This window comes from Emticicia oligotrophica DSM 17448 (genome assembly GCF_000263195.1).
In the GTDB taxonomy this organism is placed as follows: Bacteria; Bacteroidota; Bacteroidia; order Cytophagales; family Spirosomataceae; genus Emticicia; species Emticicia oligotrophica.
In genome coordinates this window covers 2,749,539-2,764,321 of the sequence record NC_018748.1, presented here as the reverse complement: position 1 = coordinate 2,764,321, position 14,783 = coordinate 2,749,539, and the positions used below count along the sequence as shown (strand labels likewise).

General features: G+C 35.3%; 16 protein-coding genes. 11 read left to right on the top strand and 5 right to left on the bottom strand.

Features of this window, described 5'->3' with window-relative positions; all coding sequences use genetic code 11:
- Positions 1-159 precede the first annotated feature (159 nt).
- The 4 genes from rplU (at position 160) to mog (ending at position 2,327) form a co-directional block, all read left to right on the top strand.
- Positions 160-471, top strand: coding sequence for a 50S ribosomal protein L21 (gene rplU, locus EMTOL_RS11430; RefSeq protein WP_015029445.1), 312 nt, complete (start codon positions 160-162; stop codon positions 469-471).
- An 87-nt stretch (positions 472-558) separates the two neighbouring features.
- Positions 559-816: a 50S ribosomal protein L27 gene (gene rpmA, locus EMTOL_RS11425; RefSeq protein ID WP_015029444.1), complete on the top strand. Its 258-nt coding sequence runs from the start codon at positions 559-561 to the stop codon at positions 814-816.
- 271 nt (positions 817-1,087) lie between these two features.
- Positions 1,088-1,684, top strand: a complete 597-nt coding sequence (locus EMTOL_RS11420; RefSeq protein ID WP_015029443.1) for a NifU family protein — start codon at positions 1,088-1,090, stop codon at positions 1,682-1,684.
- Positions 1,685-1,802: 118 nt separating this feature from the next.
- Entirely contained in the window at positions 1,803-2,327 is a 525-nt protein-coding gene (mog, locus tag EMTOL_RS11415; RefSeq protein WP_015029442.1) for a molybdopterin adenylyltransferase, read from the top strand.
- A 73-nt stretch (positions 2,328-2,400) separates the two neighbouring features.
- On the opposite strand, the gene EMTOL_RS11410 is transcribed toward mog, so the two are convergent.
- From EMTOL_RS11410 to EMTOL_RS11400, 3 genes are all read right to left on the bottom strand, one after another.
- A complete protein-coding gene (locus EMTOL_RS11410; protein ID WP_015029441.1) occupies positions 2,401-2,940 on the bottom strand; it encodes a hypothetical protein in 540 nt (179 codons plus the stop codon).
- 357 nt (positions 2,941-3,297) lie between these two features.
- Positions 3,298-4,401 carry a redox-regulated ATPase YchF gene (ychF, locus tag EMTOL_RS11405; protein ID WP_015029440.1) on the bottom strand — a complete coding sequence of 368 codons (1,104 nt, stop codon included), beginning with the start codon at positions 4,399-4,401 and terminating at the stop codon, positions 3,298-3,300.
- Positions 4,402-4,656: 255 nt separating this feature from the next.
- The gene (locus EMTOL_RS11400; RefSeq protein WP_015029439.1) at positions 4,657-5,007 is read right to left on the bottom strand and encodes a DUF3276 family protein; all 351 of its coding nucleotides are present in this window, start codon (positions 5,005-5,007) and stop codon (positions 4,657-4,659) included.
- Between the two features lie 227 nt (positions 5,008-5,234).
- Here EMTOL_RS11400 and EMTOL_RS21800 point away from each other — a divergent pair, with 227 nt between their 5' ends.
- On the top strand, positions 5,235-5,834 hold the full coding sequence (locus EMTOL_RS21800) for a septal ring lytic transglycosylase RlpA family protein (protein WP_015029438.1): 600 nt from the start codon (positions 5,235-5,237) through the stop codon (positions 5,832-5,834).
- Between the two features lie 2 nt (positions 5,835-5,836).
- Positions 5,837-6,733, top strand: a complete 897-nt coding sequence (locus EMTOL_RS11390) for a DUF58 domain-containing protein (RefSeq protein ID WP_015029437.1) — start codon at positions 5,837-5,839, stop codon at positions 6,731-6,733.
- Positions 6,734-6,814: 81 nt separating this feature from the next.
- Here EMTOL_RS11390 and EMTOL_RS11385 read toward each other — a convergent pair whose 3' ends face one another.
- Both EMTOL_RS11385 and EMTOL_RS11380 read right to left on the bottom strand, forming a co-directional pair.
- Complete coding sequence (locus EMTOL_RS11385) at positions 6,815-7,129, bottom strand: hypothetical protein (RefSeq protein WP_015029436.1); 315 nt, start codon at positions 7,127-7,129, stop codon at positions 6,815-6,817.
- A gap of 190 nt (positions 7,130-7,319) precedes the next feature.
- Positions 7,320-8,510 carry a M20 metallopeptidase family protein gene (locus EMTOL_RS11380; protein WP_015029435.1) on the bottom strand — a complete coding sequence of 397 codons (1,191 nt, stop codon included), beginning with the start codon at positions 8,508-8,510 and terminating at the stop codon, positions 7,320-7,322.
- 230 nt (positions 8,511-8,740) lie between these two features.
- Between EMTOL_RS11380 and trxA the strand changes: the two genes are divergently transcribed.
- From trxA to EMTOL_RS11355, 5 genes are all read left to right on the top strand, one after another.
- Positions 8,741-9,457, top strand: coding sequence for a thioredoxin (gene trxA, locus EMTOL_RS11375; protein WP_015029434.1), 717 nt, complete (start codon positions 8,741-8,743; stop codon positions 9,455-9,457).
- A 209-nt stretch (positions 9,458-9,666) separates the two neighbouring features.
- Entirely contained in the window at positions 9,667-10,275 is a 609-nt protein-coding gene (locus tag EMTOL_RS11370) for a histidine kinase (protein ID WP_015029433.1), read from the top strand.
- A gap of 293 nt (positions 10,276-10,568) precedes the next feature.
- On the top strand, positions 10,569-11,261 hold the full coding sequence (cmk, locus tag EMTOL_RS11365) for a (d)CMP kinase (RefSeq protein ID WP_015029432.1): 693 nt from the start codon (positions 10,569-10,571) through the stop codon (positions 11,259-11,261).
- A 43-nt stretch (positions 11,262-11,304) separates the two neighbouring features.
- Positions 11,305-12,369: an NAD(P)/FAD-dependent oxidoreductase gene (locus EMTOL_RS11360; RefSeq protein WP_015029431.1), complete on the top strand. Its 1,065-nt coding sequence runs from the start codon at positions 11,305-11,307 to the stop codon at positions 12,367-12,369.
- Positions 12,370-12,434: 65 nt separating this feature from the next.
- On the top strand, positions 12,435-14,750 hold the full coding sequence (locus EMTOL_RS11355; protein WP_083842381.1) for a BamA/TamA family outer membrane protein: 2,316 nt from the start codon (positions 12,435-12,437) through the stop codon (positions 14,748-14,750).
- The last annotated feature ends 33 nt before the right edge of the window (positions 14,751-14,783 follow it).

The following is a 14,783-nucleotide window of genomic DNA, read 5'->3' as shown; positions in this document are numbered from 1 at the left end:
TGAATTGAATACAATATGCTAAATAAAATCAAATAAAACAATAGTTTGAAAAATAAAATTATTTCTTTAACTTTGCAACCCCAAATGGAGTTTCTTCCCCATGAAGAAAGCATCAATTGGAAAAATTAATCAGATAATTGTAAATTATAATTCAAAATCATGTACGCAATCGTAGAAATCGCAGGGCAGCAATTTAAAGTAGAAAAGGGTCGCACACTCTATACACATAGATTAGAAGGTGATGTGAACGCTGCACTTGTATTCGACAAGGTTCTTCTTGTTGACAACAGCGGAGCAGTATCAGTAGGTACTCCGACTGTTAGTGGTGCTTCAGTAAAAGCAACCATCTTAGAGCACTTGAAAGGCGAAAAAGTAATCGTTTTCAAGAAAAAGCGTCGTAAAGGATATGTTAAGAAGAACGGTCACCGTCAGTATTTGACTAAAATTCAAATCGACGAAATCGTTGGATAATTTTATCCCTCTGAAATTAATTTAAAATATTCATTCATCACACCTGCAAGTTTTTCAGAAATAAGTAGGTTAATATTTCAAGAAATCATGGCACACAAAAAAGGTGTAGGTTCGTCGAAAAACGGTCGCGAATCAGAAAGTAAACGCTTAGGCGTTAAATTGTTCGGTGGTCAAACAGCAATCGCTGGAAATATCATCGTACGTCAACGTGGTACAAGACACAATGCAGGTGCAAACGTAGGTATCGGTCGTGACCATACTTTATTTGCATTGACAGATGGTGTTGTTGAGTTCAAAAAAGGACGTGACGGCAAATCATTTGTAAGCGTTGTAGCAGAAGCTTAATTAAATTGCGGTTCGCCGCCCAGACGTTGAGTAGTCAATATTCTTCAGTCTATAATAAGAAACCTGTCAGCAGACTGACAGGTTTTTTTATGCCAAATTCAAACTAATTTCATATTATATTTGTTGAAAAGTTATGGCAATTAGGCAATATCGCAAAGTCTATTGCATTCCTAACTAAGTAATTCATATAAATATCAGGTGTATCATAAACTGAAAATAAATTAAACATATAATTTATTCATACGTTTACTCACTCAGAACTCACAAAACAATGTTGCAAAGACAAGTAATGATTTATACTGAGCTAAGTCCGAATCCAAATTCGATGAAATTTGTATTGAACTTCGAACTTGCTCCCGAAGGACTTTCATTTGATTATCCAACAATCGCCTCAACTGCCGAAGAATCTAAGGCTTCTCCATTGGCAGGCGATTTATTTCAATTTCCATTCATTCGCCGTATTTTCATCGCCTCAAATTTCATTACAATCACTAAAGATGATGAAACAGAATGGGAAGATGTGGTTTATGATATTAAGAAATTCTTGAAGATTTTCTTCGAGCAAAACAATTTAGTATTTGCTCAAAAAACTATTGATAAAAACACGCTTATTGTTGATGCAAATGATACGGCAGTAATAGCTAAAATAAAATCTACGCTCGACCAATACGTTCGTCCTGCGGTAGAATCAGATGGTGGAGCCATTAATTTTGCTTCATTTGATGAAATTTCAGGCCAAGTAAAGGTTTATCTTCAAGGCTCTTGTAGTGGTTGCCCTTCATCAACAATTACACTTAAAGATGGTATCGAGCGTTTATTAAAAACAATGGTCCCTGAAGTGAAAGAAGTAGTAGCTGAAGGAATCTAAGAAATTCAATAAGTACGCAATTTTCTTAATTTAGGCCTGCAAGAGAAATATACCCTCTTGCAGGTTTTTTTATTAAATTTACCACTCGTTTTTTAGCATAGAAATAAACAAACATAAAATGATAAAAATAGGTGTAATTAATGTTTCTGACCGTGCAAGTGCGGGTATTTATGAAGATATTCCAGGAAAAGCAGTGGTAGAAACCCTAAAAGAATATTTAGTTTCTGATTTTGAAACCGTTTACAAGGTAATACCTGACGAGCAAGATTTAATTTCTAAAACCCTCATTGAAATGGCCGATGAGCACGGCTGCTGCTTGATAGTAACCACTGGAGGTACTGGCCCTGCCCCTCGCGATGTTACACCTGAGGCAACCGAAGCGGTGTGCCAGAAAATGATGCCTGGTTTTGGCGAATTAATGCGTCAAGAAAGCCTTAAGTATGTTCCAACTGCCATTCTTTCACGCCAAACTGCTGGAATTAGAAATAAATCGTTAATTGTAAACCTACCGGGTAAACCTAAAGCGATACGTCAATGTCTCGATGCGGTTTTCCCTGCTATTCCTTATTGTATTGATTTAATAGAAGGGCCTTATTTGGTGTGTAATCAAGAAGTGATGAAAGAATTTAGACCTAAAGCTTAGTTTCTAAAAGCTTATATAAATAAAATCCCCAATTCTTTTAGGAACTGGGGATTTTATTTATGACTTCGACTAATTACAGTTTACCATCTGCCTTCAAATAAGTCTTATTACCATTTGAATTGATATAATACTGTCCACCACGAGGACCTTGGAAGATAGTACGGCCTTTCTCGTCTTTACCAATTTGCTTGTCAGCACCCGCTACTTTCTTACGAGTAGAAGCATCTGCTTCTTTGCTATCATCTTTGGTATTTGGCTTTGGAGCGGGCTTAACAGTATTGTCTTTATCGTTGGCCTTTTTCTCTTTTTTATCTACTTTTTCTGTCTTTTCTTTTTTATCAGTCGATTTTTCCTTCGCGTCTGATTTATCTTTTTTATCAGCTTTATCCTTTTTGTCAGTTGCTTTTTCCTTAGCATCTGATTTTTCTTTTTTGTCTGCTTTATCTTTCTTATCAGCCTTTTCTTTTTCTGGCTTATCTTTTTTATCTGCTTTTTCTGTCTTTGCCTTTCCCTTCGAACCACCCTTTGAGCCTTTCTTCTCATCTTGAGCTGTTGAAGTCATGACAGCCAAACTCAAAAAGCACATAAATAATAGTGAAAATAAGTTTTTCATGTTGTTAATTGGTTTTGATTTTTGTAAATGTTTAACTTTAGTCTATTGGAATAAAATCTGCCAAATGTAAGTAAACTCTAAAAGAAGTTGCAATACTTTTAAGCATATTTTTCTGTTTAAACGTTAACAACTAAAGATTTATCATAAAACACGCAAGAATTAACCTTTTTTTAATCCTATTACTATTTCGATGTATGATATTATAATAAAATTACATTACAGAAAATACACAAATTTTTTCCAAGCAGAGAAAAGTTGATAAGAAACTCCAGCGATAATAATCATAAGTAAAAAAATATGGCACGCCTACAAAAAGTAAGACGTGCCATGTTGTATTCAAATATTTGAATTTATTTTCTATACATTAAATCTGAAGTGCATCACATCACCATCAGCAACTACGTATTCTTTTCCTTCAATTCTTAGACGACCAGCGTCACGACAAGCAGCTTCAGAACCATGCTTCACGTAATCTGCAAAAGCAATTACTTCAGCTTTGATAAAACCTTTTTCAAAATCGGTGTGAATCACACTAGCAGCTTGTGGGGCTTTCCAACCTTCTTGTATGGTCCAAGCTCTTACTTCTTGTACACCCGCCGTGAAATACGTGCGTAAATTTAAAAGTTTATACGCCGAACGAATCAAACGATTTAAACCCGGTTCGGTTAAACCATATTCTTCCAAGAACATTAGTTTATCATCGGCATCTTCTAATTCGGTGATTTGAGCTTCTACCGAGTTGTTCAAGACTATCATTTGTGCTTTTTCTGCATCAGCAACCTTTTGTAGTGCCTCCGAATATTGGTTTCCAGTGAGCATCGAAGCTTCATCTACGTTGGCTACATAAAGAACAGGTTTGATAGAAAGCAAAAATAAATCAGCAATGGCCGGTAGTTCTTCTTTCGTAAGACCTAATTCACGAACACTTTTGCCTTGCATCAACCATTCTTGGCAACGCTTCAAAACATCGTATTCTGCTTTAGCTTTCGCATCATTTCCTACACGAGCTTGTTTCTCAATTTTTTGCATTTTCTTTTCGACACTCTCCAAATCTTTCAATTGAAGTTCAGTATCGATAATTTCTTTATCGCTAACGGGGTTAATTGCACCTTCTTCACGTAAGATATTTTCATCTTCAAAACATCTGATTACATGAATAATGGCATCAACCTCACGGATATTTCCTAAGAATTTATTACCTAAACCTTCACCTTTACTTGCTCCACGTACTAAACCAGCAATATCAACAATTTCGATTTGTGTCGGAACAATACGATTAGGTTTCACTAATTCTGCTAATTTATTCAAACGCTCATCTGGCACATCAACTAAACCCACGTTAGGGTCGATGGTACAAAAACGATAATTACTTGCCTGTGCTTTTGCACTATTAGATACTGCATTGAAAAGAGTCGATTTGCCTACATTAGGCAAACCTACGATACCGACTTGTAAAGCCATATTTTTATAATAGTTTGTTGGTTTGGAGCCAATACAAACCTTTGTTTAGTTTATTTATTAAATGAGGGTGCAAAATTACGATAAAAGCCTCAATTATCAATCATTAATTCAGCTTTAAATAGGAGAACATCGTTCTTTGAGAAGTATAAAAAAATATCTTTCCAAACACCTATTAAGAAAGGTATTTAAAAAGATATACTAGTGAGAGGTTTAGTTTAATAACCAATCACAAGAAAATGGTGTTTGGCAGAGGTACTAATCCCACTTTAAATCTGAACCGCCACTTGCATAATCGTCATCGAGGGCTTCAGCATTATTGCTGGTTTCTTCATTTTTGAATTGGTCGAAATCGTAATCAGGCATTAGTTCGCTCTTAATGTGCTCAACTGTTTCTTGAAGTGCATCCAAGAACTTGTTGAAATCTTCTTTGTAAACGAACATCTTGCTTTTTTCGAAAACAAATCCACCATCTTTTTGGAAACGACGGCTTTCAGTAATAGTTAGGTAGTAGTCGCTCGAACGAGTACTTCTTACATCGAAGAAATAAGTACGTTTACCCGCTCTTACACGCTTGGAGTAAATTTTGTCTCTGTCTTCTCTTTCCACAATCCTTTTAGGTTTTAGAGTTTAGAATGAATTCCAAATATATAATTTAATTATTTTTATGAAAAATTTTTATAATGTTTTTTAGTTAAAAATTATATTATTTTCATTTCAAACTATACAAAACTTATACCTAAGACTACTTTTTCTGATGGGGTGAAATATCTTTTTGTTTCGGTCATTGCGAAAAAATTCGTAACTATGCACTTCGTAATCAACTTTAGCGAATAATGATATTGAAGAGAATAAGCTTATTTTTCCTCTTTTTAATAGCAAAACCCCTATTTATATACAGTCAAAACGCAGTTTTAGGCTCTGAGTCATCAGGAATAGCTTCCTATTATGGCAAGAAATTTTATGGCAGAAAAACAGCAAGTGGTGAAATTTTGAAGAAAGGTGAATTAACTTGTGCACATCCATCGCTGCCTTTTGGTACGATGCTTGAAGTAACAAATTTGGCTAACAATAAATGGTGCATTGTAAGAGTTAATGATAGAGGGCCATTCAGAAGAAGTAGAATTTTAGATGTTTCGCACGATGCTGCAGAACTTCTTGATATGTTTCAAAGCGGCACAGCCAAAGTTAAAGCAATGGTTGTAGGCGATAATGGTGTAGTAATTATTACTCGACCAGAAAGTATCATTGAAAATTCGATGAACCTCGTGGGGCCGGAAGAAGAAAATAAAATTGCGGTGATAAATCCACCCAATGTGCTAAAAAAGACAGTTCCTAAGCCTAGGAAAAAGGCAGTAAAGAAACAAACAAAAAAGAAAACAAGCCCTAAAAAAGCAGCTGCCAAAAAGCCAAGTAGCACAACGAAAAAGAAATAGTTATGTTAGATTTAGCAAAAATACGTGAATATGGCAATGTTGAATTTTTAGCCAAACAATTGGTTGAAGGATTTATCACTGGCTTACATAAATCGCCTTTTCATGGATTTTCCGTTGAATTTGCAGAACACCGACTCTATAATACTGGAGAAAGTACACGCTATATCGACTGGAAGGTATTTGCTAAAACTGACCGACTGTACGTAAAACGTTATGAAGAGGAAACCAATCTTCGTTGTCATTTACTAATTGATACATCTTCTTCGATGTATTATCCAGAAAAAAATAATGGAAAAATTGTTTTCAGTACTTTGGCTGCGGGAGCTTTAGCATACATGCTTCAGAAACAACGTGATGCCGTAAGTTTACTTAGTTTTTCCGATAAAATAGAGATTCAAACCCCTGTAAAATCTACACCTTCACATATACACAAGATTTTCATGGATTTGGATACACTCCTCAAAAAACCAAAGCCGCAGAAAAAAACTTCCGTTGTGGATACACTCCACGAAATTGCCGAAAAAATTCATAAACGCTCATTAGTTGTTATTTTCAGCGATATGTTTGATGACATCAACAATTCTGAAAGATTATTTTCGGCTATGCAGCATCTTCGCCACAACTTACATGAAGTATTGCTTTTTCACGTAATTGATAAAAATACTGAAGAAGATTTTAATTTCGAAGAACGTCCGTACGAGTTCATTGATTTAGAAACAGGCGAAAAAGTTAAAGCACAACCATCTCAGGTAAAAGAACAATATCAAAGTGCCATCAAAGGGTTTTATCATGATTTAAAACTCAAATGTGGACAATATAAAATAGATTTTATTGAAGCTGATATTAATCAGGGCTTCAACCCTATCTTATCTGCTTTTTTAGCAAAAAGACGAAAATAAGCTAACTATCTTCTCTAAACATAAAAAAGCCTAACATTTCAAAGGATTTGTTAGGCTTTCACATGATAACTATTAGAAAATCTACCTTCTATATCTTTTCAATAAATCAGTTCGTTGGGCAATTAGGAAATAACCTAAAATAAAAATTATCAAAGGCAAACAGCTCCATAAACAACCGATTGTATAATTTCCTAAAATTACACTTGACCATGCCCACCAATAACTTCCGCCCACAATGAAGGGATATGAATAAACCAGAAAAATTAGAGCCCAAGGAAAAAAACGACGAGTTGTTCTTGGTGAGTCAAAAACCAAAAAAGCCAAACCCGCAATCATGAACCACGGTATAAAAGTTAGTCCCCCACAAATTTGTATAATAATCATTACAGTCCTCATGAACCTAGCAGTTTTTTTTCGTCAAAAATCACTCAATAATTTAAAAAAAGCAACCTTTTGATTCAAAACTTATTAAACGGACTTAGTACAAAAAGACACCAAAGTGGCTGTAAATCAATGCTATCCAGTAAGTGGCGGTGTATTTCCAGTAAGTGGTAGAATTACTTGTCATTCTGGAATTCTGCACACCTTATTGTTGCAATTCTCTAATGGCCAACCATGACATTAAACCAGGACCAATCTCAAGAGCCGACTCATCAATATCAAAAGTAGGTGTATGTACTCCAGAAATAATCCCCTTGGCTTCATTGCGAGTACCAAGACGATAGAAACACGAGTCAACCACTTGAGAATAAAACGCAAAATCTTCACCTGCCATCCAAAGGTCAAGGTCAATTACATTGTCACTTCCCATATAATTAATCGCTTCTGCCTTCATTCGGCGAGTAAGTTCTGGATGATTTTTTAAAAAAGGATACCCTCTCACAATTTCAAATTCACACTTAGCACCCATTGCCTCTGAAATACCCTCAGCCATTTTTTTCATACGACGAAGCCCATCTTCACGCCATTCTTCATCCATGCAACGGAATGTGCCTTGAATCGTAACTTCATTCGGAATTACGTTTGTCACACCATCAGCAATAAATCGACCAAAAGATAGCACCGAAGGATTAGCAGGCTTACGGTTTCGAGATATTATTTGCTGTAAAGAAACTATCACATGTGACGCAATAAGCACAGGGTCAATCAGCTGGTCAGGCATTGCTCCGTGTCCACCTTTACCTTTAATGGTCATATATATTTCATCAGTGCTAGCCATGTACATTCCTTCCCTAAAACCAATTTTTCCAACGGGAATATTGGGTGCCACATGCTGCCCAAGCATACTTGCTGGTGAAGGATTTTCAAGTACGCCTTCTTTAATCATAATTGATGCTCCACCAGGTGCTTTTTCTTCGGCTGGTTGAAAAACCAATTTCACAGTTCCTTCAAATTCCTCGCGTAATTGATAAAGTATTTTGGCAGTTCCAAGCAATGATGAAGTATGAACATCATGCCCACATGCATGCATCACTCCTTCATTTTGCGACTTATATGGCACATCATTTTTCTCAAAAATAGGCAAGGCATCCATGTCAGCCCGTAAACCAATTACCTTACTTGAAGGATTTTTACCTTCAACTAAAGCTACCACCCCAGTATTTGCAATACCTTCTTGTGGTGTTAGACCAATTTCTTTAAGCCTTTGAGCCACAAACTTTGCAGTATTGTATTCTTGAAAAGACAACTCGGGATTTGTATGTAGATGTCGGCGATTAGCCACAACCTCAGCTGCATAATCTTTGGCTAATTGCTTTATTTTTAAATCAATTGACATGGTAAATAATTTAATATATGATGAAAGAACCCAGTCCGAACTTTAAGCAAGGACAATCTATGCACAAAAATACAAGTCGATGTACTACTAAAAAATAATTCATTAGTATTTTACAATTTTAGGCTTAAATTTTAATGAAATCTCAGAAACACCTCGTTATTATTAAACATAAGTAATTGGCTTGAAATTTGTAGATTAGTTTGCATCTATTCTTTAAATCTTTGAATCTAATGAAACGGATTAAATTTATCGTTTTACTACTTCTAATGGGAAATGCTTTTGGTCAAAATCAAGACCCATACCTATTATCTATCAATGAATTTGACCGTAAACTTCATGAAAAAATTGAAAATGCTCAACTGGTAGATGTTCGCACACCTGAAGAATATTCACGAGGACATCTGAAAAGAGCTATCAACCTAAATTTTAATGATGATACATTTGAAGACCTCATTAAAGCAAAATTAGATAAATCCAAACCCGTGTTTGTTTATTGCTTTTCAGGAAGAAGAAGTACCGATGCTGCAGTATTTTTACGAGATTTGGGCTATAAGGAAGTCTATGATATGGCAGGAGGTTTTGCTAAATGGACTTCATCAAGCAAACCTTATGTATCAAACAATACAACTACTCAACCAATTGCAGCTTTTACCCTCGATAACCTTGACAAAATCATAAAAGAAAATAAAATTATTTTGGTTGATTTTTATGCGGAATGGTGTGGCCCCTGCAAGAAAATGAATCCGATTTTGAATAAAATAGCCGATGAACACAAAAACATCAAATTACTGAAGATAGATGCGGAAAAGAGCGATAACATTGCCACTATTTTTAAAGTCGATGAGATTCCAACCTATGTAATTATCAAAAATGGAAAACAAGTGTGGCGTGGAGTTGGCGAAATGGAAGAAACGGAGTTAAAACAGGTTTTGACCAAATTGAAATAAAGCTAAAGAAATTGAGACTTTTATTTTCGGGTAGAAAGGCAGTACAGAAACACTGCCTTTTTTTATGAGCCATCAGCTCCCAAATTTCCGTAAAAAACAACCAAATTTCACAAAAAACCAACCAAATACTAATTTAGGCTTCGCTTATCGCTATACGTATAATAACTTTAGATATTGAAACAAAATAACGATAAGCCTTGCCTGCTTAAATGAAACAACCAACTTACCTCATAATTTTACTTATCACTTCCGATTGGATTTGGTATGGACTTATTATGCTTCTTCTTTTGTTTATGCTTGGTTTTAGCTTGTTAAAGTATTTCAAGAAAAAAACAGAAACGGGGCTATTAGAAAAAATTATTGAACTTGAAGGTATTATGGGGAATCAGCAGTTCTTATATGGAAATCTAAATTCAATAAAGCAATATATTTTGCAGCATAGCCCACTAGAAGCAGCTCAGTATTTGACTGAATTTACCAATCTTTTAAAAACACTTTCGAATAGTTCGAAGCAAAAAAGCATTACCCTTTCGCAAGAAATTGAAACCATACTTTTATATCTTGAACTAGAAAAAAAGAGAGTCGGTGAAGATTTTTCGTTTTTTCAGGAAATTGAAGCCAATATAAAAACAGAGGCTATTCAAGTAAAACCGCTTTTTGCTTTTAAACAAGTAGAGGAGTTAATTAGAAAACAACAAAACCAATTAAAGCTGCATCTGATTGTAAAAAAGGTGGGTGAAAGGCTTTGTTGTAAAGTAGAAAGTAATGTATTAAGTACAAATTTTGTGATAGAGATTCCAAATAAATATTCAGCCTAACGCTTTTTAGAGTTTTGTTTACATACCTATATTTTGAGCTAAATTTCCGAAAAAGTGTATGTATACCCATTTTCTACAAACTCAGGGTCGAGCCTAACTGCCTTTAAATTTTGGAAATCAATAATTCACTCGGGCCATTCTTGATGAGGATAAAACTCAACTTGGATTATTGCAAAAATAAGTTTTTAAAATTTAGTTTTTCTACGAACAACTGATTATTTACAACTAAACCTACATTTTATCATTGTTTCTTAGATAAATTAGGATTTTATTTGCAGAAAAATTCCTATTCAATGCAAAAAATTACCATTGCCGTTGACGGCTATTCGAGTTGTGGCAAAAGTACGACCGCCAAGAAAGTAGCTGCACGTTTGGGTTATAGCTATATCGATACTGGTGCTATGTATCGAGCGGTTACCCTTTATTTTCACCAGCATTTGGTAACACTCACAAATGATAAAGAAGTAGCCAAGGCCTTAGACAATATTCAGATTGAGTTTAGAAGAAACGCCCATGATGGCCGAAATGAAACCTATTTGAATGGCCTTAATGTAGAAGATGAAATCAGAAAACTATATATTGCCAATAAAGTTAGCGAAGTAAGTGCCATTCCAGCGGTGCGTCATGCAATGGTTGCACAACAAAGAAAAATGGGAAAAAAGAAAGGTGTGGTGATGGATGGAAGAGATATTGGTACTGTAGTATTTCCCGATGCCGAATTGAAGATTTTTATGACAGCCGACCCAATCATCAGAGCTAATCGTAGGCAAATTGAATTAAACGAGCGTGGCGAACTAGTTGATATTGAGGACATTATCGAAAACATTAAAAAGAGAGACTTAATTGATACCACTCGTGCAGAAAGCCCGCTTCGAAAAGCTGAAGATGCCATTGAAATTGATACCTCATATATGACACTCGACGAACAAGTAGAGAGTGTTTGTCTATTATCAGATGCTGCTTTAAGTAAGGTTCTTGGTAAATAAATCCTTTTAATCAGCAGCATAACTAAAAAAGCTCATATTATTCGTGAAAAATCTTGATTATATTATTGTAGGACAAGGCATTGCGGGGTCTATATTAGCTTACAAGCTTATGAAAGCTAATAAGAAAGTCTTGATTTTTAACGATGAAACATTACCAACCTCATCGTCGGTAGCGGGAGGAATTTTCAATCCAATTACAGGTAAAAATCTAGATAAAACTTGGCTTGCAGATACTATTTTCCCTTTTCAAAGAGAATTTTACACCTCCCTTGAAAAAGAATTTAAGTCTAATTTCTTTCATGAAACCAACTTGTTTCGTCCATTTGCCAATGAGCAGCAACGCAAGCACTTTCTTCGACTCACTGATGAATACGATTTGGGCAATTATCTTAGAATAGTACAACCTAACCCAAGCCTATTTTCTGCCATAAATAATGAATTAGGCGGACTTTATACTACTTCAGCGGGTTGGGTGGATGTATCATTAATGCTCAGTAATTTTAAAGTTTTTTTTCAAACAAACGAAAACTATCAAGCTGAAAAACTTGATTTTTCTGAATTGAAAATATCTGAAAGCCATATTTCTTATAAAAATATTCAGGCCAAACGAATTATCTTTTGCGAAGGATATTATTCAACCCAAAATCCTTACTTCAATTGGATTCCTTTTAATCCGGCCAAAGGCGAAACCTTGATAGCTAAGGTAGAAGGATATAGCATAAATGAAATTATCAACCAAGGCTTCTGGATTATTCGCCTTTCTGAAGGAAAATGCAGATTTGGCTCAACCTACATCTGGGACCGTCTCGATTGGGAACCTACCGAAAGTAGTCTCGAACTAATTAGCTCAAAAATAAGTAAATTTCTTACGTTGCCTTACCAAATTACTAGTCAAGAAGCAGGAATAAGGCCTACTACCAAAGACCGCCGCCCATTCATGGGCAACCATCCTACGCATCATAACGTATATATCTTTAACGGACTCGGTACTAAGGGCGTTTCGCTTGCACCCTACTTTGCCGAAGAAATGCTCGGTTTTTTAGAAACTAATAAAGTTTTAATACCCGAAGCTAACATTGAGCGTTTTTATTCGTTATATTCGTTGTAAGATAATTGCGTGCATTTTAAACAGAAATAGCACAAAATCGGATATTCTTGGAAATATACAAAGGCATGGAAAATTTATTTACTCTACGTCGAATAAGCACTGGTATTTGCTTTATGCTTATATTGGGCATGGGTAGTGCTTCTGCACAAAGCTATTTCTCTTCTACACAAGAAGAGTTTGGTAAAAGTCGTATCCAATACAAAAGGTTCGAATGGCTTACAATTAGGAGTAATAACTTTGAATTTAACTACTATCGAAGTGGTGATAAGATTGCTCAGAATGCAGCAAAAATTGCAGAAGGAGAATACGACCGCATAACCGAGTTACTTGGTTATACTCCCTTCACTACCATGAAGATTTTTTTGTATAATAATCCCAAAGAATTAGAGCAAAGTAATATTGGCCTTACTGCACCTATTGATTTAGATGGCAGTATTCTAAATTTAGCAAAGTCACGCGTTCAGATTGCATACAAAGGCAATGAAGAAGAATTCAAACAGCAGTTAATTCGTCAAATTGCACGTTTATTTGTTTATGACATGCTCTATGGTGGAAGCTTGAAGGAAGTATTACAAAGCTCTCTTTTACTAACCGTTCCAGAGTGGTATATGGCGGGGATATCTGCGTATATTTCGGGAGAAAATGAAAATCCGCTCATCCTCGACCGCATGCGTACGGCGATTTTAAAGAATAAAGACAAAAAACTCGAAACCATACAGGGAAAAGATGCAGAAATTATTGGCCAATCTATTTGGAACTACATTGCCCTTCGATACGGTAAAGATAATATTTCAAATATTTTGAATCTTACTCGAATTATTCGAACGGAAGAATCGAGTATTACAAGTACACTTGGCGTATCCTACACCAGATTTCTAAAAGAATGGCGAGAGTACTACATCAATAATCAGTATGCCAATAGTGAAGAAAATAGTACAGACAGTAATTTAAAAAAAGCAGAAAACAATGCTTCAATAAAAACTATTGAAACGAAGGAAAAGCTTGTGCTAGGAGCTGGAGAAGTAGATACTGACAACTATGAATTTGATGCCGAAAATATTATCAAATCTTTGGCAGCCGAAGCTACAAAAAACAAGAATGAAACACTTGATAAAACTACCCCAAAAACTGGCAGATTCAAAGAAACATTGAAGATTAAAGGCCCTGTTGCTTATGAAAATATTGTAATAGCCAATGATGTAAAGTCAGAGTTTTTAGTTGACCCAGTCAGACGACTAGGCATGCAAAATACCCTAGTAATGAATGATTTACTAGAAAATCATAGTATCAAACTTGGGCTTTTCATAACCCCCGTTCTTCGTAATCATGATGTATATTTAGGTTATAACAATAATGTAAAAAGAGTTGATTGGGGGGTAGATATACAACGCCGTTCGATTGCTTTAAGCGAATTGGATAATCGAAGTCTTTATCTATTTCGCCCCTTAAATATCAATTCACCAAATACAACTGTATTAAGTATTGACCGCCGCTTATATTACAACCGATTCGCTGCTCATGCATCTTATCCATTCAGCCAGAATCTAAGAGCTGTTTTCACACCTAATGTATTATCGACCTCTGATATTGACATTGCTGATTTAGGTAAGAAAAATCTACAATCTATTTACATGGGCTTTAGAGGTGAGCTTGTTTATGATGATACAAGCCCGCTATTTAGTAAAGTACTCATTGGTACAAGAGCTAAAATTCGTATTGACCGTTCGTATAGTTTCAACAACAAAAATGAAAACTTTAGCCGAATGGTCATAGATGCTCGTCATTACCATAAACTTTTCGGAAGTTTGATTCTTGCCGGTCGTATTTCTTACAGTCGTTCGCTAGGTAACTCACCAAAAGTAACGATGCTCGGAGGGGTTGAGAATGCTATTAACCGCACAATTGAGCCAAGCAATGGGCAAACAGTTGGCGTGCCAAGAGACTTGAGAGATATTCTATTTTATGATTTTTCGGGTAATTTAAGAGGTTTTAATTTTGCAAAATTATACGGTACAAGTCATTTACTTACTAATCTTGAGCTACGATTACCATTAGCACAATATGTATCAAAAGGCTCGCTTACTTCTAATTTCTTACGTAATCTTCAATTTGTTGGTTTTACCGATGTGGGTACTGCATGGTATGGTAATAAAGGGCCATTTAATCGCCAAAATAGCTTAAATACAGAAGTTATTGGAGGTGGAACAAACTCATTTAGAGCAACTGTAACGAATTTTAAAAACCCATTTTTAGTAGGCTATGGATTTGGTGTTCGTACGACTATCCTAGGCTATTTTGTAAAAGCTGATTATGCATGGGGACTTGAAGATAAAGAGGTTTCTTCACCAAAACTTTATCTTTCATTAGGTTATGATTTTTAATTTATCACTGATAAAATTCTTTACAAAAACACC

What these genes read in the sequence shown, in the direction of transcription:
- trxA (WP_015029434.1), top strand. Translation starts at nt 8,741, where the DNA reads ATGAAACGGATTAAATTTATCGTTTTACTACTTCTAATGGGAAATGCT.
- EMTOL_RS11370 (WP_015029433.1), top strand. Translation starts at nt 9,667, where the DNA reads ATGAAACAACCAACTTACCTCATAATTTTACTTATCACTTCCGATTGG.
- rplU (WP_015029445.1), top strand. Translation starts at nt 160, where the DNA reads ATGTACGCAATCGTAGAAATCGCAGGGCAGCAATTTAAAGTAGAAAAG.
- mog (WP_015029442.1), top strand. Translation starts at nt 1,803, where the DNA reads ATGATAAAAATAGGTGTAATTAATGTTTCTGACCGTGCAAGTGCGGGT.
- rpmA (WP_015029444.1), top strand. Translation starts at nt 559, where the DNA reads ATGGCACACAAAAAAGGTGTAGGTTCGTCGAAAAACGGTCGCGAATCA.
- EMTOL_RS11380 (WP_015029435.1), bottom strand. Translation starts at nt 8,510, where the DNA reads ATGTCAATTGATTTAAAAATAAAGCAATTAGCCAAAGATTATGCAGCT.
- cmk (WP_015029432.1), top strand. Translation starts at nt 10,569, where the DNA reads ATGCAAAAAATTACCATTGCCGTTGACGGCTATTCGAGTTGTGGCAAA.
- EMTOL_RS11420 (WP_015029443.1), top strand. Translation starts at nt 1,088, where the DNA reads ATGTTGCAAAGACAAGTAATGATTTATACTGAGCTAAGTCCGAATCCA.
- EMTOL_RS11410 (WP_015029441.1), bottom strand. Translation starts at nt 2,940, where the DNA reads ATGAAAAACTTATTTTCACTATTATTTATGTGCTTTTTGAGTTTGGCT.
- EMTOL_RS11385 (WP_015029436.1), bottom strand. Translation starts at nt 7,129, where the DNA reads ATGAGGACTGTAATGATTATTATACAAATTTGTGGGGGACTAACTTTT.
- EMTOL_RS21800 (WP_015029438.1), top strand. Translation starts at nt 5,235, where the DNA reads ATGATATTGAAGAGAATAAGCTTATTTTTCCTCTTTTTAATAGCAAAA.
- ychF (WP_015029440.1), bottom strand. Translation starts at nt 4,401, where the DNA reads ATGGCTTTACAAGTCGGTATCGTAGGTTTGCCTAATGTAGGCAAATCG.
- EMTOL_RS11355 (WP_083842381.1), top strand. Translation starts at nt 12,435, where the DNA reads ATGGAAAATTTATTTACTCTACGTCGAATAAGCACTGGTATTTGCTTT.
- EMTOL_RS11390 (WP_015029437.1), top strand. Translation starts at nt 5,837, where the DNA reads ATGTTAGATTTAGCAAAAATACGTGAATATGGCAATGTTGAATTTTTA.